Raw genomic sequence first — 18,255 nt, 5'->3', positions numbered from 1 at the left:
GGCACGCCGGCCACCGGCGCCGGCGCGCGCGCTGCCGGCGCCGATGCAGCCGGCGGCGCGGGTTGCGGCGCGCTTGCCGGGCGCCAGAAGAACCACAGGAAAAAGGCCAGGCTGGCCGCGCCCACTGCCAGCAGCAGCGCCGCAGCCAGGTAAGCCTTGCTTGGCCGCCAGCCTTGCATCAGGGCGTAGGCGTGTTGTACACCGACACCGCCCAACCCATGCGCTCATGGCCGAACTGGTTCCAGATCGGGTTTTTGCCGCCGCTGAAGCTGGTGTAGCGCGGCGCGCCGGTGCCGGTGGTGCCGCCGAACAGGCCCGCTGTGACGGTGGAGCCGTTGTAGGTCGGGTGCGTGTCGTCGGACTGGATGTAGTCGTAGCTGCTGCCGGCCGAGACAAAGTGCGCGTTGGCGTCGCGGATGGTCGGGCGCAGCGTGTTGACGATGCGGTTCACGTAGCTGGCCTGGCTCTCGCCGTCCACATAGCGCAGCGCCTCGGAATCGACCACGCCATCGCCGTTGCTGTCATAGTCCGCCCCCATATACTGGGCGAAGCTGTCGGCGCACTTGAAGCCCTTCTGGCGCGCCAGGTCGCACATCAGAAAGTTGATGCGCGCCAGCGACGGCAGGAACTTCTGCTGCATGTTCACGGTGGCGCCGGTATTCGGGTCCTTGCAGCTGCTCTGCGTGTTGTCCGCCGTATAGCCCGGATAATGCAGGTTCGAGATGATCTTCGCCTTCACGCCGGCATAGGCATTGGCGTTGATGTAGTCCATGGCCGCCGCCACATAGGTGCGGCAGCTGTTCTCGGCCGCCGTCAGCACGGCATCGTTGCAGGTGCCGGTCTGGCTCTTGAAGCTGGAACGCGCCTGCAGGCCGTCGTTGCCGCACATTTCAAAGGTCACCACCCGGGTATTGCTCGACTGCATGTAAGACCGCTCGGCGACAATCTTGTTGTTGTAGACGTCGGACGCCACCGCGCCCGACTTGGTGCGGCGCACGCTCTCGATATCGGCATTCCACAGCGCGGACAGGTATTCCGCATCGACCGTCGGCGCCGAGTACTTGGCGGCGCTGGTTACCGAGCCGTTGTAGCCGGCATAGATGGAATCGCCGTAGGCCACGATCCGGTACTTGGACGTGGTGCCGGGCCGGTCGATGGTCCAGGAAACGTTTTGGGTCAGGGTATTCGCCGCTGCGGGACCGCCCAGGGTGAAAAACGCCACGGCGGCCAGCAGGGTATTGCGCAAGCGAGTGTGCATTCGTGTCTCCGATTATAGTGAGGATGTTCGAAAGTCCCAGTCAAAAACCAGTCAACGCGCCAACAAGTCATCTTAGCCCTGCCGGCGCGCGCTGCGCCGGTCTGGCTCGCCAGGCCATTCGATTGGCTCCGCCGGTACGCTGCGCTGTCGCGCGGCGGCCACGAAAAGGGCCGATTGCGGCATAATGCGGCATGCTGAAACTGACCTTCCTTGGCACCTCATCCGGCGTGCCGACCGTGCGCCGCAACGTCACGGCGCTGGCCGTGCACACCTCGCTCAACCGTGACTGGTGGCTCGTCGATTGCGGCGAAGCAACCCAGCACCAGTTGCAGCGCATCGCCCTCAGCGTGCACGACCTGGTGGGCATTTGCATCACCCACATCCACGGCGACCATTGCTACGGCCTGCCCGGCCTGCTGGCCAGCGCCGCCATGACCGGGCGCAAGAAGCCGCTGATCCTGGTGGCGCCCGCCGGCGTCAAAGCCTGGCTCGATGCCACGTTGCAACACACCGAGCTCTTCCTCACCTTCGACCTCGTCCACGTCGACCTGGCGGCGCAGGCCGCGGTGCACCGCGCGGACGGCCTGCTGATCGAGCGCTTCCCGCTCTCGCACCGGGTGCCAAGCTACGCCTTCCGCTTCACGTTCGAGCACACGCGCTGGAAGGTCGACCACGACGCCCTGCGCGCGCGCGGCGTGCCGTCCGGCCCGGCCTGGGGCCTGCTGCAGCAGGGACAGGACGTGCCGCTGGCCGACGGCAGCACCCTGGCCGCCGCCGACTTCCGCACGCTGCACCGCAAGCGCGCCGTGGCGGTGGTCGGCGGCGACAACGACACGCCGGCGCTGCTGGCCGCCGCCTGCCAGGGCGCCGACGTGCTGGTACATGAAGCCACCTACACCGAAGCGACGCTGCAGAAGGTCGGCCCCGGCCCGCAGCACAGCTCCGCCCAGCGCGTGGCGCAGTTTGCCGAACAAGCCGGCCTGCCGACCCTGGTGCTGACCCATTTCAGCCCGCGCTACGACAACCGCGAAGGCATGGCTGAGCTGGCAGCCGAAGCGCGCCGGCACTACACCGGCCAACTGCTGCTCGCCAACGATTTGCAAACTTATGACCTCTGACATGCCCGCCATTACCGACTTCCGCCAGCCGGCGCCAACGCCCGAATACGACCACCCGCGCGCCGAGCGCCGCCTGGAGGGCAACCCGCAGCGCACCACCTGGAACCACTTCAGCAACAGCAGCGGCGAAGTCCACGCCGGCGTCTGGGCCTGCGAAAAAGGCAGCTGGCGTATTGCCTTCGCGCCCAACAAGGACGAATATTTCTATGTACTGGAAGGCCGCTGCCGCGTGATCGATGAAAGCGGCCACGCCGCCGAAGCCGGCCCGGGCGACGCCCTGGTCATCCCGGCCGGCTTCAAGGGCGTGTTTGAAGTGGTGGAGCCGGTCCGCAAACACTATGTGATTGTCGAGCGAAAGCATGTGCACGAACTACAAGACCACCAGCCGTGACCTGGTACGGGCCATGATGGACGTGGAGGTGCCGGAGGACTGGACCTGGCCGATCGATATCTACCGCGACTACAACGCCCCCATCATCCGCCACGCCGCCGACGGCCGCCGTGAAGCACTGCTGGCCAGTTTCGGCATGGTGCCCAAGGCGCGCATCCCGCCTGGCAGCAAGGACTTCGCCACCATGAACGCGCGCTTTGAATCGGTGGGCGAACGCCACTCCTACAAGTTCGCGTGGCGCCGCAGCCAGCTTTGCCTGGTGCCCATGACCGCCTTCGACGAGCCGTGCTACGAAAGCGGCGCGGCGGTGTGGTGGGGCATCGGCATGGCCGACCAGTCGCCCTTCGCCGTGGCGGGCCTGTGGAATGAATGGCAAACCGCCGATGGCCCGCGCCACTCCTTCACCCAGCTCACCGTGAACGCGGACGAACACCCGCTGATGCGCCGTTTCCATAAACCCGGCGAGGAAAAGCGCAGCATCGTCATCGTGCCGGAAGCGGAGTGGGATAACTGGCTGGGCTGCCGCAATCCGGAGATTGCGCGCTCGTTCATGACACTGTTCCCGGCCGAACGCATGACCTCCTGGGCCGCGCCGCGCCCGAAAAAGACGCGCAAGACCGAGGCGCCGCCCGCCAGCGCGCCGGCGCCCGTACAGGCCGACCTGTTCTAGGCGGCTTCCAGGCGCAGTCCCGCCACCTGGCGCGGCGCGGGCGTCCTGCGTTGCGGCGGCAGGCGGAACACGCCAACCGCATGCGCCAGCGAGGAGGCCTGGTCCTGCAGGGCGCCCGCTGCCGCCGCAGCCTGCTCCACCAGGGCGGAATTTTGCTGCGTCGCGCTGTCCATCTCGCCCACTGCCTGGTTGACCTGGGAAATGCCGGTGCTCTGCTCCGCGCTGGCGCAGGAAATCTCGCCAATGATGTCGCTCACGCGACGCACGCTGCTCACCACCTCCTGCATGGTCGCGCCGGCGTCGTCGGCCAGGCGGCTGCCTTCCTTGATTTCACCCACCGAGCTGTCAATCAGGTCCTTGATTTCCCTGGCCGCAGCGGCGGCACGCTGCGCCAGGTTGCGTACTTCCGTCGCCACCACCGCAAAACCGCGCCCCTGCTCGCCCGCGCGCGCGGCCTCGACGGCCGCGTTGAGCGCCAGGATATTGGTCTGGAAAGCGATACCGTCGATCACCGCGATGATTTCCACAATCTTGTGCGCGGAGTCGTTGATGACGCCCATCTTCGCCACCACTTGCCCCACCACCGCGCCGCCCCGCACCGCCACTTCCGACGCACTGGCCGCCAGCAGGTTGGCCTGGCGCGCGTTGTCGGCGTTCTGCTGCACGGTGCCGGTCAGCTCTTCCATCGAGGACGCCGTCTGCAGCAGGGAACTGGCCTGCTGTTCGGTGCGCGACGACAGGTCCAGGTTGCCGACCGCGATCTGGCTCGATGCGGTGGCGATGGTGTCGCTGCTCTGGCGCACCTTGCCGACGATGCCGGCCAGGCTGTCGTTCATATCGCGCAGGGCCGCCAGCACCTTGCCGGTTTCATCCGCGCTGTGGACTTCAATCAGCTGCGTCAGGTCGCCATCCGCCACCTTCTCCGCAATGCGCACCGCGCGCCCCAGCGGCAAGGTAATGCTGCGCACCAGCCAGTAGCCAACGCCGGCCGCCAGCAGCACACCCAGCACCAGCAGGCCGATCACCACGCGGCGGAAGGCGGCGTACTCGCGCTGCGACGCTTCGAACTCCTGCTTGCCCTCGGCCGCTTGCCAGGCCACCAGCGCGTCGAACTTTGCGCGCAGCGGCCCAAAGGTCGCGTGCATCGGCCCCGACAGCAAGGCCTTCACCTGCTCGCCGTCGCCATTGCGCGCGGCGGCCAGCATCGGGTCCAGCGCCTGGCGCACATAGGCCGCGCGCGCCGTCGCGAATTCAGCCGCCAGTGTCTGCTCGGCTGGCGTACGCACAGCGCTGGAATAGGCCTTCCACTGCCGGTTGAACTCCGCCCGGTTTTTCTCTACCGGCGCCAGGATCGCCGGCAAGCGCGCCGCATCGCCGCTGGCCGCTTCCGCGATGATGACCTGGTTGACCAGGATGGCGCGGATAGCACTATCGAGTTCGCCCAGCGCCAGCAAGCGCTCCTCATACACAGCGCGCAGCGAGCGGTTCGATTCGGCCAGGCTGAAGATGCCCGAGATGCCGGTGACGATCGTGAAGGTGGCAAGGATGGTCAGCGCGGCCACCAGGCGCGCCTTAATGGAGAGATTGTTCAGCATGGAAGCAATATAGCGGCGGCCCGGCCCGAAAGTAAGTGCCATGCGGCGCTTTCTTAAGCTGTCACAATTTGCGCCAGCCGCGATAACTTTTTGCTATGATCGTCGCTTTCCGAGCGAGGAGCCAGATATGAACATTGCAGTCAAAGCGTTTGCCATCGCCGCCAGCCTGGCGGCCATCCCCTTCACCAGCCAGGCCGAAGTCATCCCGCTCAAGCTGACGCCGGGCCTGTGGGAGGAAACCCGCGTCACCATGATCAACGGCCAGAATGCCACCGAAACCCTGCGCGCCGCGCGCGAGCGCATGATGGCGCGCATGACGCCCGAGCAGCGCAAGATCATGGAAGAGAAAATGGGCGGCCGTGGCGGCGCCGGCCCGGTCCAGGTGTGCCTGACCCCGGCCCAGGTGGCCAAGGGCATCGACACCAACGAAGTCAAGCGCAAGATGGAAGATGCGGCGCGCGGCTGCAAGCTCGACATCCTCTCGGCCAGCAGCGCTGGCGCCAAATTCAAGGCCGTCTGCCAGGGACCGAACGGCACCGGCTACCAGGGCAGCGGCGAGTACACCGTCTCCAGCCCGAAGGAATGGCGCTTTAAAATGGTGAGCGACGGCAAAATGACCGGTCCTGACGCCAACCTCACGGGCGGCGAATTCCACGCCTCGCAGGAAGTGACCGCGCGCTGGAAAGGCAGCGACTGCGGCGCCGTGCCGCCGCGCGAGGAAGGTTAAGGCGCGCAGCTGCAAGAACCCGCGGCGTTTGCGCTGGCCTCAGATCACATCCCCTTCAATGCGTAAGGCGTTGCCGCCGCCGTCTTGCGGCGCGTCCTGCCCGTCCCACTCGTTCAGCAATTGCGTTACCAGCTGCAGGATGTTGGCGGCGCGGTCGCGCTTGGCGACCAGGTCCTGCAGCTGCTCCACGGTGGCACGGATGCGGGCCAGGCCTTGCTGGCTGATCGGCTGCACAATGGCGCTGCTGGACAGGTAGGCGGTGATCATGGCGGCGATGCGCGCGTAATCGGACTGGATGTTCCCCAGCTGTACGTTGATGAAGCGGGTTTCCTCCTTGTCCGCATAGGCGGCGCGCGCCACCAGCGCGTTTTTCGCGACGCGCAAGCCGTCCTGCTTGGCCAGCAGGCCGATCAGGTAAAGGCTGCCGGGCGATGTCGGCATCGGCGGGGTGGCGCCAGCGCCCCCTTTGTTAGTGGCGGCGGGGGTGAGGAACAGGCTGCTCATGGTTTATCCTTTGCTTTGCTGGCGGCGTTGGCTTGGGCTGCCGCTTCGGCCTCGCTATCCTTCTTGATCGACTCGCGCACGTCTTTCAGGTAGGAGAAGTAGAACTTGGCGTGCTCCTTGCGCGACTCGGGCTCGGCCAGCTCGATCAGGGCCAAGGCGGCTTCATTCAGTTTCGTGCCCTGGTATAGCACCGCGCTGCGCGTATCGCGCTGTTCCTGCGCTTGCGCCAGTTCGCGCGCCCGCTTCTCCTCGATGCGGGCCAGCAGCTTGCCGGATTCTTCGCGCACCGACTCAAAGCTGTGCTGGCGCTCCTTCTGCCCCGCCACATTCCAGGCGGCCGCGGCGCGGTAGGCGTCGGCTTCGTAGCGCATGGCGAGCGACTCCAGGTTGTCGCGATGCACTTTGGACGAGACGGCAATGGCGTCGCGCTGTTTCTGGAACGTCGCGGCGCTTTGGCTGATCGACTGCACCAGCAGGCCGATCTCCCGCGTGTTCTCGCGGGCGGTTTCCATATCCTGCCGCATCGCGCCGCAGCCCGTGAGGACCAGGGCCATGCCGGCAGCCAGTGTTTTCATTGTCAAACGCATCTTGCCTCCCTCACTTCACTCGCGCGGCGATGACCGGCAGGCTGATCGCCTGCACCAGAGCCGCGATGTCTTCCGGCTTGATGCCGCTGGCGTGCAGCGCCACGATCTGCGCCATGGCGGCGTTCACCACGCCTTCGGTTTGCGCCAGCGCCGCTTCGGATTCGTCCAGCGCCGCCAGCTCCATCTGGTCTACCAGCAGGTACTCGCCCTGCTCCAGCGGCACCCGGCCGGCAGTCCAGGCGCCGGAGAAGGACAGCAGGGCTTTGGCCGCCAGCATGCTGCAGGGATTGGCGCTGCCGCTGTTCAAGGCGACATGCAAGGGTTTGCCGCTGCAGGCTGGCCGGGCGGCTGCCAGGTTGGCCCGGGCGTCGAGCAGGAAATCCAGTTCATCGAGCAGGTGGTCGCGCTGCCTTTTGATGATGCGTTCACTTTCCAGTGCGCGCTCGACGCGCTTTTGCGCCGCCGCTGCTTGCTGGCGCGTCAGTTCCGCCTCCATCAGGATGCCCGCCGTGGGCGGCGCGGCCTTGCCGGTGGCGCGGTTCACCAGCTGCGAGACCAGCAGCACGCGGTGCTGGGCCTGGCTGGCCGTGCCCTTGTCCTTGCTTCCCGAGAGCGCGGCGATATAGCCATCCAGCAGCTCCTTCTTCTCATTCAGCGCGGCGAGGCGGCCGGCTTCGCCCAGGCGCGACAGGATGGGGTTCGACTTGACCGATCCGATCTTGGCCTGCACCTTGTCCAGCCCTTCCAGCGCCTGCGCCAGGTCGGCCGCCAGCTGCGCGGCGGCGCCTGGCGCACCTTCCTGCTTGTCCGCTTGCGCCAGGGCCGCCTTGTATTGCGCGCGGCGGTTGCTGACCTCCGTCGCGATGCCCTCGCGCGCCTGCGCGATATCTTCCAGCTCCTTGCGCTTCTGCGCCAGCAGGCCGCTGCTGCCCGCCGACAGGCCGGCAATGCATTGCGCCGCCTTGCGCGAGTCGATGCACAAGTTGTCGTACAGGCCGACCATGGCCGCCAGCTCCACATCCGCTGCCAGGTGAGGCGCCAGCACGGTCGGCTGACCGGTGCACGAGAACTCGGGCGCGTCTTTGATGGCGGCCATCTTGATCGCCAGCTGGCTGCGCATCTGGAGCAGGTTGGTCGCAGCGTGTTGCATTTCCGTCCGGGCCACGCCCAGGGAGCCGCCGCAGCCCGCACCCAGCCTCACGTCGGCGCTGCCTGCAATCTGGACGATGCGCTCTTCCGCCAACGAGGCGAGCGCGCCCCAGGTGCTGGACGCGCTCGGTCCATCCACCATCAGCGCCAGGCTGGCGTCGCGCAGCGCCAGCTGCGAGCGCTTGACCAGGGCCTGGCGTTCGGCCTGGTTCTTGACCAGGGCGGCGCGCTCCGCCTCCAGCGCCTTGCCGATGCCGGCCTCGGCAAACACCTTGCTGGCGCCCTGCGCGATCTTGTCGTTGCCCGCGTTATAGAAACTGGCACAGCCCGCAAGCCCGGCCAGGGAGAGGAGGACGACCATCCTGTGAAGCGTGCAACCCATGTAACTCCTCCGCTAATCGGAAAATTCTGAGCCATGATTTTGCACCGCTTTCCTATTGTGTTGTCATCCTCAGTATAAAAATAGAAAACAGTATCCATTAAACAACACTGGATGTGCGCGTCCGGATATAGCCGTCCAGGCCATCAAGCAAGCGTGCCAGGCCGAATTCAAATGCACGTTGCGGGTCGTGGGCCGCCTGGTAGGCCTCGCCGGCCGCGCGGCCGACCCGCGCCGCCAGCGGGAAACGGGCAGCATCGAACACATCCTGGAAGGCCTGTTCATAACGCGCCCACCATTGGGCGTCGGTCTGGCCGGTGGCGGCCTGCGCCTGCGCCGCATCCACGGCGCTGCGCGCCGCGCCGCGCACATAGTCGGCAACCAACGTCACCACCAGGTCCATCTCCAACTCGCCCAGGCCCACGCCGGCCACCGCCTGCAAGCCGCGTTCATACAGCGCCATGGCGTACGGCCCGAGAGCCGGGCGGTGGGTCGCCACCTGCAGCATCCAAGGGTGCCGCACATACAGGGCCAGGCTGCTGCGCGCCAGTTCCTCCAGGTGTGCGCGCCAGCCGGGCCCGGACCCCTGTGCCGGCGCCAGCTCGCTATAGGCGCAATCGAGCATCACGTCCAGCAGTTCAGCCTTGCCCGGCACATAGGTGTAGAGCGACATGGCGGACACCTTCAGCTCGTCCGCGACGCGCCGCATGGAAAGGGCCGCCAGCCCCTCGCCGTCTGCCAGTGCGATCGCCACTGCGCCAATGCGGCTGACAGTCAGGCTTGGCCGGGGCCCGCGCTTTGGCGCCTCTCTGGTCCCCCATAACAGTTCCAGGCTGCGCTGCGGATCGCCCGCACCGCTGAATTCCGATTTCACAAAAACACCCCCAAACTATTGACACTGTACGGAGATTATCAGAAACTTACGCTTTACACTGTACGGAATTAATTGAAGGAGCAGCGTATGAGGCAAGTCTTTCTGGAGCAGGTCAATCGACTGGTCGCCCTCGGCTATGCCGAATCGATTGGCGTGGGCCGGCACGCCTTCGGCCAGGCGCTGGCCGGGCTGGCGCATTATCTCCCCGACGCTGGCGCTATGCCGGCGCCGCTGCCGCAGGATGGCAAGCTGCCGTTCGCGCTGGTCATCAACTCGCCAGCCCTGCCGGTTCGCGCCATGCTGCCATTGGTGGAACGGCGCGGCAAGCGCGCCATCGAACGGCTTACGCCCATCGAGCCCGAACGCTTCCAGCCAATCGACGACTTGGGCCTGCCGCCCGGCCATGCCTACCTTTTGCTGGACATAGACCGCGGCATGGAAACCCGCAACGCCACGCCGCTAGCGGCGCTCGGGCAGTTGCAAGCGCAAGGGCGCGCGCCCATAACCGTGGAAGAAGGCATTGCACTGCTCACCCATTACCCCGAATTCCTGCAACCGAACCATTGCTTCCTGATGCTAGGCTCGCGTTGCGGCGACAAGCGTGTTCCGGCGCTCTGGCTGAGCGAAAACCAGCCCCGCCTGGGCTGGTGCTGGGCGGGCAACCCGCATACGTGGCTGGGCGCTGCATCTTGCCTCGCGCGTTCGCCGGCGGTCAGCTTTACACCGTTACAGGCCGCGCCGCCGCAGTGCGACGTGGCCGCCTGAGCGCCCCCCCCGGCGCTAGGCGGCGCGAATGTCCTGGATGGCGAGCGGCTCGCCGCCGTGCTGGTCTGGCGCGGGCATGCAGGCCGCCAGCGGCAAGCGCACCGTGAACTGGCTGCCCTTGCCCGGACCGGCGCTGTGCGCCTCCACCGTGCCGTGATGCAACTCGGTCAGGCGCTTGACCAGGGAAAGCCCGATCCCCAGCCCGCCCTGCTGCCGGTCGACCGTGCGCTCGCCCTGCACGAAGAGGTCGAACAGGCGCAGAATCAGCTCGCTTTTCATGCCGATGCCGGTATCGCACACCTTCACCATGGCAGCGCCCTCTTCCACCGCCAGCACCAGGTCGATCGTGCCCCCGTCCGCCATGTAGCGCGCGGCATTGGTCAGCAGGTTGACGCACACTTGCACCAGCCGCTTGGCGTCGCCGGCCACCACGGTGGGTTCCGGCGTGAGGTGCAGGGACAGGTGGTGTCCACGGCGCCGCACCAGCGGGTGCACCTGCTCCACCGCGTCCGCCACCACAGCCTTCAGTTCAACCGGCACGCACTCCAGGCGGATCTTTCCGCGCGTAACACGCGACACGTCGAGCAAGTCGTCCAGCAACCCGGCCATGTGTTTGACCTGGCGGCTGATCACCTGGCTCAGGTAGCGCACTTCCTCGTCGCCGTGCTTGCGCTTCAACAACACGCTGGAAGCGGAGCTGATGGGCGCCAGCGGATTGCGCAGTTCGTGCGCCAGCATCGCCAGGAAATCGTCCTTCTGCTGGTTGGCGGCCTGCAGCGCGGCTTCCGCCTCCTTCTGTTGCTGGATATCGATGGTGATGCCGTCAAAGCGCACCGGCACGCCGCCCTCGTCGCAATACACCCTGCCTTTGGCGCGGATCCAGCGGGTGCGCCCATCCGGCGCCACGGTGCGGTATTCCACGTCGTAGCCAGACTGCGCTTCCACCGCGCGCTGCACCGCAGCGGTGACGCGCGGCCGGTCCTCGGGGGCGATCATGCGGTAGAACAGTTCCACATCGACCTTGGCTTCCGGCGGCAGGAAGAACTGCGCTTTGCAGGTATCGTTCCAGTAAATGTGCTCCAGCGGCAGCGGGCAGTAAAAGACGCCCAGGCCGGCCGCATCGACCGCCAGCTGCAAGCGCTGGTGCGCCGTCTCCGCCTTGGCAACGGCTGAACGGCGCTGCGTCTCGTGCTCCGCCACCAGCAGCTCCGCCTTCTTTTGCAGCGACACGTCGATTGCCACGCCGCGCAGATGCGTGAGCGCGCCGTCGCCATCCGCCACGGCGGTGGCGCGCAGTTCCAGCCAGAGCGGCGCCTGGCCAGGCGGCGTGCGTCTGACCACCTGCACGCCGCTCGTGCTGCCCGCCAGCACCGTGGCGCGCAGGCGCGCCAGCTTGGGGCGCTCGTCCGCGTCGATGATATGCCAGGAGGCGGCCAGCTCGCCGGCGCCGGCCTGCAACACCGCGCCGGCATTGTCCGCGAACTCCACCTGGTCCGACGCCATGTCCCAGGTCCAGAACGTCATGCGCGCCGCAGCCAGGCCCTGCTGCAGCCGCATATGGCTTTCGCGCAGCGCGTCGCGCATTTCCTTCTGCGGGGTAACGTCGAAGCCCTCGACGAACAGGCCGTTCACCTGTCCGTGGTCGTCGCGCAAGGGCTGGCACACGAAGTCCATATACAACTGGTCGGCCAGCTCCTGCGACCGCCGATGCAGCAGGAGCGGCACCTCGTAGGCAGTGCGCGTGACGCCGCTGGCATACACATCGTCCAGGATTTCGAGGATGCCCTGCCCGTCAAGCTCCGGAAAGGCATCCCGCGCTGGCAAGCCGATGATGGCGCGGTCGCCATGGAAATTGCGGTGCGACTGGTTCTCCATCACGTACACATGGTGCGGACCGTGCAGCACGGTCATGAAGCCGGGCGCCTGGTCAAACATTTCCTGGAACACAGTCAGGGTGTCGACCTCCCGTTTCAGGCGCGCTTCCGACAACGCCAGTTCCGCCACCCGGGCACGGTGCGAAATCTTGCGCACCATGTCGCCCAGGTAACAAAACAGCACGCCGACTGCCATAAACACCAGGATGGCGATGCGGTCGGCCGGCGCATCGACCCAGACGACATGCGTCGGGTCCAGGATAAAGACGCCGTACAGGGCGCCGCTCCCCAGTACGGTGATGGCGGCCAGGCGCCCGAACAGGGCCGAAGCCAGCGCCACAGTGGGCATAAAGAACAGGAAGGGGGCGCGCACGCCGATGAAGATGCTCAGCACAAGCTGCAAGCCGGTCACGACCGCAACCAGGGAAAGGGCAATCAGCAACTGGCGGTGCCAGCTTACATCCTGAATAGTGAGGAACATATTGCCTCCCGATGCAGCGCATCATACAGGACGTTGTGCCCCGTTCCGTTGCGTGCAATCCTCACCGTGCGCCCGGGGCGGCAGTGCTGCTGCCCGACGAGCCCTGGGGCGACGCCGCGTGCGTGCGCACTGCAGGCCGGCCCAGCCTGATTTTATATGCTTTATGAATGGCCGATATCGAAATTCGCAATTGGCCTTATATCTAAACGAAGTCCATACTGGTTCCAGTACTTCAGCAAAGGAGCCATCATGAACACCAACGCCAACGCCCTCCGTCCACTGACCCTGGTTGCCGCACTCGTGCAGTTCTTGCAAGACATCCATCGCCCCCGTGGTGCCAGCGTCGCGGTAAGTGCCGCCCAAAATGATGTCAGCCTGATGCAGCTGTACCGCCTGAGCCGCGGCCGTGAATCCATCGCGCCGGGCGTGAACGCCATGCTGGCGAATCGTTTCGAGCACTAGTCAGCAGCTCTCGCTCCGATCCTGAGCGAGCGCTGGCACTTGCCGGTCGCCTCGCGCGCGGTATCGTGGTGACCTGGAATTCCCGGGGCGCGCCACCCATTTCCCCTTCTCTTCCAGCAGCACCGGCTGGATCACATTCGAGATCCCCGGCATCGCCGACCATGCCGTGCTTGCCGAAATGGCGTTCATGCGCCGCCGCGCCGTGGCCCCACGTTCCATTCATCCTGCAGGTCGACGCCCAAGTGCTGCCCCGCGCCGCCTAGCGCCGGTCAAGGACACCAATGTCCCCGAAAGCGTGACCGCCTGGCTGGCCCGGCCAGGCCATGGTGGCAATTAGCCAACAGTTAGATACTTTTCTCTAATGCAATAACGTATAATTCCCATAGTAAATACTGCCTTTTTATCAACATCTCCGCCTGGCCGGCGAAAAAATTCCTGGAGCTTAAATGGGTCTGTCCCCTACTCGTACGCTGTTGATCGGCGCCTGCCTCACCTCGGCCCTGATGGGTTGTGCAACCGAAAGCTCACGCGCCATCCCCGTGCAGCCATCCGCCAGCGCCAGCCGCCCTTACGTTGGCCCGCGCAGCCTGATCGCCGTGGGGCGCTTCGACAACCGCTCCAGCTTCCAGCGCGGCATCTTCTCGGACGGCGTGGACCGCCTCGGCAGCCAGGCCAAGACCATCCTGATCTCACACCTGCAGCTGACCAACCGTTTCAATGTGCTGGACCGCGACAATATGGAGCAGTTGAAACAAGAAGCCGACTACAAACGCCAGGGCCAGAACATCAAGGGCGCCGACTTTGTGGTAACCGGCGACGTGACCGAATTCGGCCGCAAAGAAGTGGGCGATCATCAACTGTTCGGCCTGGCCGGCCGTGGCAAGACCCAGGTGGCCTACGCCAAGGTCACCCTGAACGTGGTCAACATCAATACCTCCGAGGTTGTTTACTCGGCGCGCGGCGCCGGCGAATTCAGCCTGTCCAACCGCGAAGTGCTGGGCTTTGGCGGCACCGCCAGCTATGACGCCACCCTGAACGGCAAAGTGCTGGACCTGGCCATGCGCGAAGCAGTCGAACAACTGGTGGCTGGCGTCGAAGCCGGCGCACTCACCGCCTCCAAATAAGGACCCGTTCGCCAATGAAACTCAGATTCGCCAAAGCGTCCGCCGTGGCGCTTGCAGCCTGCGTGCTCGCGGGCTGCCAGAGCAACCCTTCGCTCTACCAGTGGGGGTCCTACCAGCCCCAGGTCTACAAGCATCTCAATGGTGAAAGCCCGAACCAGCAGATCGCGGACCTGGAGAAGGATTTGCAGCAGATGGCATCGGCCGGCAAAAAACCGCCGCCGGGCTTCCACGCCCACCTGGGCATGCTGTATTCGGCGGTGGGCCGCAACGAGCTGGTCGCAGCCCAGTTCCAGGAGGAGAAGCGTCTGTTCCCTGAGTCGGCAACCTATATGAACCGCCTGCTTGAAACCATGAGCAAGGAACGCAACTAAAATGGCAAAAAGCATGTTGAAACTGGCTGCGGTGCTGGCACCGGCAGTCCTGGCCGTTGGTTGCGCCAACCAGGCACAGAAACCTTACGACTACAGCGCCTTCGAGGCCAGCAGCCCGCGTTCGATCCTGGTGCTGCCGCCGGTGAACAATTCGCCGGACGTGCAGGCCACCAACAGCATGTACTCCAGCGTGACCTACCCGCTGGCGGAGGCTGGCTACTACGTGATGCCGGTTTCCCTGGTCAACGAGACCTTCAAGCAAAACGGCTTGACCAGCGCCGCCGACATCCACAATGTGGACACGCAAAAACTGCACCAGATCTTCGGTGCTGACGCCGCGCTGTACATGAACGTGAACAAGTTTGGCAGCAGCTATAACGTCATCAGCAGCGTGATCACCATCAGCGCCCAGGCCAAACTGGTCGACCTGAAGACGCGCGCGGTCTTGTGGGATGGCGAAGTCACCGTGGTCGACGATGGCAACCAGGGCGGCAATACGCCAGGCGGCCTGGCCGGCCTTCTGATCAAGGCCGTGGTGACGCAGATCATGAACTCCTCGCTCAACCGCAGCCACGAGGTGGCGGCCCGCGCCAACGGCATGCTGTTGGGTGGCGGCCAGGCGCGCGGCGTACTGTACGGCCCGCGCTCGCCCAATTTCAAGGGGCGCGACCGCGGCATGCCGGTTGCCGGCAATGAACCCGTGCCGCGCCTGGTGGAAACCGCGCGCGCCGCGCCGCAGCCGGTCGTGGCAGCCCCTCAGCCGGCCGCGGTAGTCCCGCAGCCGGTCGCGGCGCCCGTCGCCTCGGCGCCGATCGCCGCAGCCGCGCCGGTAGCCGCAGCGCCATCGTACGCGCCGGCAGCCTTGCCAGCAGCGGCACCGCTCAATGCGGAGCAGCAGCGCTATGCCGAGGTGCTGTCCAAGGCCCGCTCCAAGCACCAGGCCCTGGACCCATCGTCCGCCTGGTACCGCCAAGAGCTGTTCGATTGGGTAATGGACCGCAAGGAGGAATTCATCCGCGCGGGCAAGTCGCCCGATGTCGCCCTGCAGCAGGCGGTGACCGCCATGGAGCGCAACTAACGACGGCGCACGCGACGGCTGGCAGCCCCGCCCGTCGCGTGCATTGTCAGAACGTCTGAAGCGGCGGCGGACAAGCAATTGCCCCGCCCCCGATGCCATTTGGTGTATGCTCCCGCCATGAACCAAGACACCGACATCCAACTCAGCGGCGCATTCGACGCCACCGACGGCAGCGGCCGTGCCGTCAAGATCAAATCCATCCGCATCTTTGACGAAGGCTACGGCGTGATCGACCTGTACGTCGATCTGGCCGCCCCCGCGCCAGACGGCCTGCACAAGGATAAAAAGCTGATCGCCGAGATCAGCGCCCGCCTGCGCACACTGGGTTACAGCGGCCCGGACCTGGCCCCGGGCGACCCCGTCATCCAGGAGAAGCGCCTGCTCGTTCTCGATACACCCGACGAATTCCTGCCGTTTGCGGTGCGCAAGGGCTTTAAGGACCTCACCTCAGAATTCGACGACGAGTAAGCCTGCGCGCCGCCCCGGCGCGTTAAATATGCAGCGCGTGCCCCAGCGCGCGCAGCGCCGCCTCCTGGATCGCTTCACCCAGGGTCGGGTGCGCGTGGATGGTGCCGGCCACGTCCTCCAGCGTCGCGCCCATTTCAATCGACTGGCCAAACGCTGCGGATAGTTCGGATACCGCCTTGCCCACGGCTTGCCAGCCGACGATCAAGTGGTTGTCGCGGCGCGCCACAACGCGCACAAAGCCGTCCTTCGATTCCAGCGACATGGCGCGCCCATTGGCGGCGAACGGGAACATGGCTTCGATGCAGTCGATCCCTTGCGCGCGCGCCTGCTGCGGCGTGGCGCCCACCACGACCACTTCGGGATCGGTGAAGCACACCGCCGCAATGGCGGCGGGCGTGAAATGGCGCCGCTTGCCGCTGATGATCTCAGCCACCATCTCGCCCTGCGCCATGGCACGGTGCGCCAGCATTGGCTCGCCGGTCACGTCGCCGATCGCCCACACATCGCGCATGGAGGTGCGGCACTGGTCGTCGACCTTGATGAAATGGCCGTCCATGTCGATCCGCAGCTTTTCCAGACCGAAGCCGCGCGTGTTCGGGCGCCGCCCGACCGCCACCAGTACCTGGTCCGCCGCCAATGCCGCCTCTTCCCCGGCGCCATTGCGGATGCGCACCGCACCACCCGCCTCGTCCAGGCCGAGCACCGAGCAGCCAAGATGCGTTTCCACGCCGAGGCCCTTGAGCGCGATGGCCACCGGCCGGGTCAGGTCGGTGTCGTAGGCCGGCAGCACGCGCTCCTGCGCCTCCACCACGTGCACCTGGGCGCCCAGCTTGGCGTAGGTGATGCCCAGCTCCAGGCCGATATAGCCGGCGCCGACCACCACCAGCTTGCCCGGCACGGTCTTCGGCGACAGCGCTTCGGTAGCGCTGATGACCCGGCCGCCGAAGGGCATGAAGGGTAGCTCCGTCGCGTGCGAGCCGGTGGCCAGCAGCAAATGCTCGCAGCCGATACGCTGCGGGCTTTCACCGTCGCGCAGCACTTCCACCGTCTTGCCATCGACAATATTGGCCCAGCCTTTCACGACGCGTACGCCGCTCTTTTTCAGCAAGGCGGCCACGCCGCCGGTGAGGCGGCCGACGATGCCGTCCTTCCACAAGACGGTCTGGCCGATATCGATCCGCGGCGCCTGCACCGAAATGCCCAGCGCCGAACCGCTGGCAAAATGCGTGGCCTTTTCGAATTCCTCCGCCGCGTGGATCAGCGCTTTGGACGGGATGCAGCCGACGTTCAGGCAGGTGCCGCCCAGCTCATGGGCTTCGACCAGGGTGGTCGGGATGCCGAGCTGGCCGGCCCGGATGGCGGCGATATAGCCGCCGGGGCCGCCGCCGACAACCAGCAGCGTAGTGGTATGTTGGTTCATTCTTACTCCACGAAGAGCATCGCTGGGCATTCCAGCAAGGTGCGGATGGCTTGCACGAATTGGGCCGCGTGCATGCCGTCCACCACGCGGTGGTCGAACGAGGACGACAGGTTCATCATCTTGCGCACGACCAGCCCGCCCTGGCGTACCATGGGCCGTTCCACGATCTTATTGACCCCGATGATGGCAACCTCGGGATGGTTGATCACCGGCGTGGTGACGATGCCGCCCAGGGCGCCCAGACTGGTAATGGTGATGGTGGAGCCGGACAACTCGTCGCGCGTAGCCTTGCCGGTGCGCGCGGCGTCGGCCAGGCGGCTGATCTCGGCCGCGCACGCCCACATGTCGCGCGCCTCGGCGTGGCGCATGACGGACACCATCAGGCCGGCGTCGGTCTGGGTGGCGACGCCGAGGTGGACCGCGCCATACTGGGTGACGACACCGGCGTCGTCGTCGAAGCGCGCATTCATCTGCGGGAACTGGCGCAGCGCAACGACCAGGGCGCGCGCCAGCAGCGGCAGCACGGTCAGCTTGCCGCGCTCTTTGCCCCACTGCTCGTTCAGGCGCACGCGCAGGTTTTCCAGCTCGGTGACGTCGATTTCCTCGACATAGGAGAAGTGCGGGATGCGGCGCTTGGACTCCTGCATCTTCTGCGCGATCTTGCGGCGCAGGCCGACCAGGGGGATGGCCTGCTCGGTATGGACCTCGCGGTAGCCGCCCGGCGCGGCCGACGGCGCGCCTTGCACGCCGCGCGCGGCGTAGGCATCCAGGTCGGCATGCAGGATGCGGCCGGCGGGGCCGGTGCCGTGCACGTACTGCAGTTCCACACCCATGTCCCATGCGCGCTTGCGCACGGCGGGCGACGCGAGCGGGCGTTCGCCCGGATCGCGCGCCACGCGCGCCGGCGATTGCGCTTGCGCGACGCTCGACGCCGGCAGCGACGCCGCTGGTGCAGCCGCG

General features: G+C 66.1%; 19 protein-coding genes. 10 read left to right on the top strand and 9 right to left on the bottom strand.

Features of this window, described 5'->3' with window-relative positions:
• Window positions 1-178: 178 nt before the first annotated feature.
• Window positions 179-1,258 (bottom strand): SGNH/GDSL hydrolase family protein, encoded by a 1,080-nt coding sequence (locus GTP41_RS26510; RefSeq protein WP_161028594.1) that lies wholly within the window; start codon window positions 1,256-1,258, stop codon window positions 179-181.
• 191 nt (window positions 1,259-1,449) lie between these two features.
• Here GTP41_RS26510 and GTP41_RS26505 point away from each other — a divergent pair, with 191 nt between their 5' ends.
• The 3 genes from GTP41_RS26505 to GTP41_RS26495 are packed head-to-tail and all read left to right on the top strand — an operon-like array spanning window position 1,450 to window position 3,437.
• A complete protein-coding gene (locus GTP41_RS26505) occupies window positions 1,450-2,376 on the top strand; it encodes a ribonuclease Z (RefSeq protein WP_161028593.1) in 927 nt (308 codons plus the stop codon).
• 1 nt (window position 2,377) lies between these two features.
• Window positions 2,378-2,767 (top strand): cupin domain-containing protein, encoded by a 390-nt coding sequence (locus tag GTP41_RS26500; RefSeq protein ID WP_161028596.1) that lies wholly within the window; start codon window positions 2,378-2,380, stop codon window positions 2,765-2,767.
• Complete coding sequence (locus tag GTP41_RS26495; RefSeq protein WP_161028592.1) at window positions 2,736-3,437, top strand: SOS response-associated peptidase; 702 nt, start codon at window positions 2,736-2,738, stop codon at window positions 3,435-3,437. Before GTP41_RS26500 ends, GTP41_RS26495 begins: the two co-directional genes overlap by 32 nt.
• On the opposite strand, the gene GTP41_RS27880 is transcribed toward GTP41_RS26495, so the two are convergent.
• On the bottom strand, window positions 3,434-5,074 hold the full coding sequence (locus GTP41_RS27880) for a methyl-accepting chemotaxis protein (protein ID WP_308700887.1): 1,641 nt from the start codon (window positions 5,072-5,074) through the stop codon (window positions 3,434-3,436). The two genes, GTP41_RS26495 and GTP41_RS27880, sit on opposite strands and share 4 nt — an antisense overlap.
• Before the next feature lie 85 nt (window positions 5,075-5,159).
• On the opposite strand from GTP41_RS27880, the gene GTP41_RS26485 reads away from it, so the two are divergent.
• Window positions 5,160-5,759, top strand: a complete 600-nt coding sequence (locus GTP41_RS26485; protein WP_161028591.1) for a DUF3617 domain-containing protein — start codon at window positions 5,160-5,162, stop codon at window positions 5,757-5,759.
• A 39-nt stretch (window positions 5,760-5,798) separates the two neighbouring features.
• On the opposite strand, the gene GTP41_RS26480 is transcribed toward GTP41_RS26485, so the two are convergent.
• From GTP41_RS26480 to GTP41_RS26465, 4 genes are all read right to left on the bottom strand, one after another.
• Entirely contained in the window at window positions 5,799-6,263 is a 465-nt protein-coding gene (locus GTP41_RS26480; protein WP_161028590.1) for a hypothetical protein, read from the bottom strand.
• Window positions 6,260-6,838 (bottom strand): hypothetical protein, encoded by a 579-nt coding sequence (locus tag GTP41_RS26475; protein WP_161028589.1) that lies wholly within the window; start codon window positions 6,836-6,838, stop codon window positions 6,260-6,262. The genes GTP41_RS26480 and GTP41_RS26475 overlap by 4 nt, the downstream gene beginning before the upstream one ends.
• 22 nt (window positions 6,839-6,860) lie before the next feature.
• Window positions 6,861-8,360, bottom strand: coding sequence for a hypothetical protein (locus tag GTP41_RS26470; RefSeq protein ID WP_161028588.1), 1,500 nt, complete (start codon window positions 8,358-8,360; stop codon window positions 6,861-6,863).
• 118 nt (window positions 8,361-8,478) lie between these two features.
• The gene (locus GTP41_RS26465; RefSeq protein WP_161028587.1) at window positions 8,479-9,252 is read right to left on the bottom strand and encodes a TetR/AcrR family transcriptional regulator; all 774 of its coding nucleotides are present in this window, start codon (window positions 9,250-9,252) and stop codon (window positions 8,479-8,481) included.
• An 87-nt stretch (window positions 9,253-9,339) separates the two neighbouring features.
• Between GTP41_RS26465 and GTP41_RS26460 the strand changes: the two genes are divergently transcribed.
• Entirely contained in the window at window positions 9,340-10,017 is a 678-nt protein-coding gene (locus tag GTP41_RS26460; RefSeq protein WP_161028586.1) for a DUF5701 family protein, read from the top strand.
• A gap of 15 nt (window positions 10,018-10,032) precedes the next feature.
• Here GTP41_RS26460 and GTP41_RS26455 read toward each other — a convergent pair whose 3' ends face one another.
• Complete coding sequence (locus GTP41_RS26455; RefSeq protein WP_161028585.1) at window positions 10,033-12,372, bottom strand: ATP-binding protein; 2,340 nt, start codon at window positions 12,370-12,372, stop codon at window positions 10,033-10,035.
• Window positions 12,373-12,621: 249 nt separating this feature from the next.
• Here GTP41_RS26455 and GTP41_RS26450 point away from each other — a divergent pair, with 249 nt between their 5' ends.
• The 5 genes from GTP41_RS26450 (at window position 12,622) to GTP41_RS26430 (ending at window position 15,875) form a co-directional block, all read left to right on the top strand.
• A complete protein-coding gene (locus GTP41_RS26450; RefSeq protein ID WP_161028584.1) occupies window positions 12,622-12,834 on the top strand; it encodes a hypothetical protein in 213 nt (70 codons plus the stop codon).
• Between the two features lie 446 nt (window positions 12,835-13,280).
• Entirely contained in the window at window positions 13,281-13,958 is a 678-nt protein-coding gene (locus GTP41_RS26445; RefSeq protein ID WP_161028583.1) for a CsgG/HfaB family protein, read from the top strand.
• Between the two features lie 14 nt (window positions 13,959-13,972).
• Window positions 13,973-14,329, top strand: a complete 357-nt coding sequence (locus tag GTP41_RS26440) for a DUF4810 domain-containing protein (RefSeq protein ID WP_161028582.1) — start codon at window positions 13,973-13,975, stop codon at window positions 14,327-14,329.
• Between the two features lie 13 nt (window positions 14,330-14,342).
• Window positions 14,343-15,407, top strand: a complete 1,065-nt coding sequence (locus GTP41_RS27235) for a DUF799 domain-containing protein (protein ID WP_229503100.1) — start codon at window positions 14,343-14,345, stop codon at window positions 15,405-15,407.
• A gap of 117 nt (window positions 15,408-15,524) precedes the next feature.
• The gene (locus GTP41_RS26430) at window positions 15,525-15,875 is read left to right on the top strand and encodes a hypothetical protein (RefSeq protein ID WP_161028581.1); all 351 of its coding nucleotides are present in this window, start codon (window positions 15,525-15,527) and stop codon (window positions 15,873-15,875) included.
• Between the two features lie 22 nt (window positions 15,876-15,897).
• Here GTP41_RS26430 and lpdA read toward each other — a convergent pair whose 3' ends face one another.
• The gene (gene lpdA, locus GTP41_RS26425; protein WP_161028580.1) at window positions 15,898-17,295 is read right to left on the bottom strand and encodes a dihydrolipoyl dehydrogenase; all 1,398 of its coding nucleotides are present in this window, start codon (window positions 17,293-17,295) and stop codon (window positions 15,898-15,900) included.
• A 2-nt stretch (window positions 17,296-17,297) separates the two neighbouring features.
• A partial coding sequence (locus GTP41_RS26420) for a dihydrolipoamide acetyltransferase family protein (protein ID WP_161028579.1) occupies window positions 17,298-18,255 on the bottom strand: 958 nt, incomplete at its 5' end.

The sequence above is a fragment of the Pseudoduganella guangdongensis genome (assembly GCF_009857475.1).
Lineage (GTDB): Bacteria > Pseudomonadota > Gammaproteobacteria > Burkholderiales > Burkholderiaceae_D > Rugamonas > Rugamonas guangdongensis.
This window is presented reverse-complemented; position numbering and strand designations above follow the sequence as displayed.

What these genes read in the sequence shown, in the direction of transcription:
- GTP41_RS26450 (WP_161028584.1), top strand. Translation starts at nt 12,622, where the DNA reads ATGAACACCAACGCCAACGCCCTCCGTCCACTGACCCTGGTTGCCGCA.
- GTP41_RS26510 (WP_161028594.1), bottom strand. Translation starts at nt 1,258, where the DNA reads ATGCACACTCGCTTGCGCAATACCCTGCTGGCCGCCGTGGCGTTTTTC.
- GTP41_RS26460 (WP_161028586.1), top strand. Translation starts at nt 9,340, where the DNA reads ATGAGGCAAGTCTTTCTGGAGCAGGTCAATCGACTGGTCGCCCTCGGC.
- GTP41_RS27880 (WP_308700887.1), bottom strand. Translation starts at nt 5,074, where the DNA reads ATGGCACTTACTTTCGGGCCGGGCCGCCGCTATATTGCTTCCATGCTG.
- GTP41_RS26505 (WP_161028593.1), top strand. Translation starts at nt 1,450, where the DNA reads ATGCTGAAACTGACCTTCCTTGGCACCTCATCCGGCGTGCCGACCGTG.
- GTP41_RS26445 (WP_161028583.1), top strand. Translation starts at nt 13,281, where the DNA reads ATGGGTCTGTCCCCTACTCGTACGCTGTTGATCGGCGCCTGCCTCACC.
- GTP41_RS26495 (WP_161028592.1), top strand. Translation starts at nt 2,736, where the DNA reads ATGTGCACGAACTACAAGACCACCAGCCGTGACCTGGTACGGGCCATG.
- GTP41_RS26500 (WP_161028596.1), top strand. Translation starts at nt 2,378, where the DNA reads ATGCCCGCCATTACCGACTTCCGCCAGCCGGCGCCAACGCCCGAATAC.
- lpdA (WP_161028580.1), bottom strand. Translation starts at nt 17,295, where the DNA reads ATGAACCAACATACCACTACGCTGCTGGTTGTCGGCGGCGGCCCCGGC.
- GTP41_RS26480 (WP_161028590.1), bottom strand. Translation starts at nt 6,263, where the DNA reads ATGAGCAGCCTGTTCCTCACCCCCGCCGCCACTAACAAAGGGGGCGCT.
- GTP41_RS26485 (WP_161028591.1), top strand. Translation starts at nt 5,160, where the DNA reads ATGAACATTGCAGTCAAAGCGTTTGCCATCGCCGCCAGCCTGGCGGCC.
- GTP41_RS26430 (WP_161028581.1), top strand. Translation starts at nt 15,525, where the DNA reads ATGAACCAAGACACCGACATCCAACTCAGCGGCGCATTCGACGCCACC.
- GTP41_RS27235 (WP_229503100.1), top strand. Translation starts at nt 14,343, where the DNA reads ATGTTGAAACTGGCTGCGGTGCTGGCACCGGCAGTCCTGGCCGTTGGT.
- GTP41_RS26440 (WP_161028582.1), top strand. Translation starts at nt 13,973, where the DNA reads ATGAAACTCAGATTCGCCAAAGCGTCCGCCGTGGCGCTTGCAGCCTGC.
- GTP41_RS26455 (WP_161028585.1), bottom strand. Translation starts at nt 12,372, where the DNA reads ATGTTCCTCACTATTCAGGATGTAAGCTGGCACCGCCAGTTGCTGATT.
- GTP41_RS26470 (WP_161028588.1), bottom strand. Translation starts at nt 8,360, where the DNA reads ATGGTCGTCCTCCTCTCCCTGGCCGGGCTTGCGGGCTGTGCCAGTTTC.
- GTP41_RS26475 (WP_161028589.1), bottom strand. Translation starts at nt 6,838, where the DNA reads ATGAAAACACTGGCTGCCGGCATGGCCCTGGTCCTCACGGGCTGCGGC.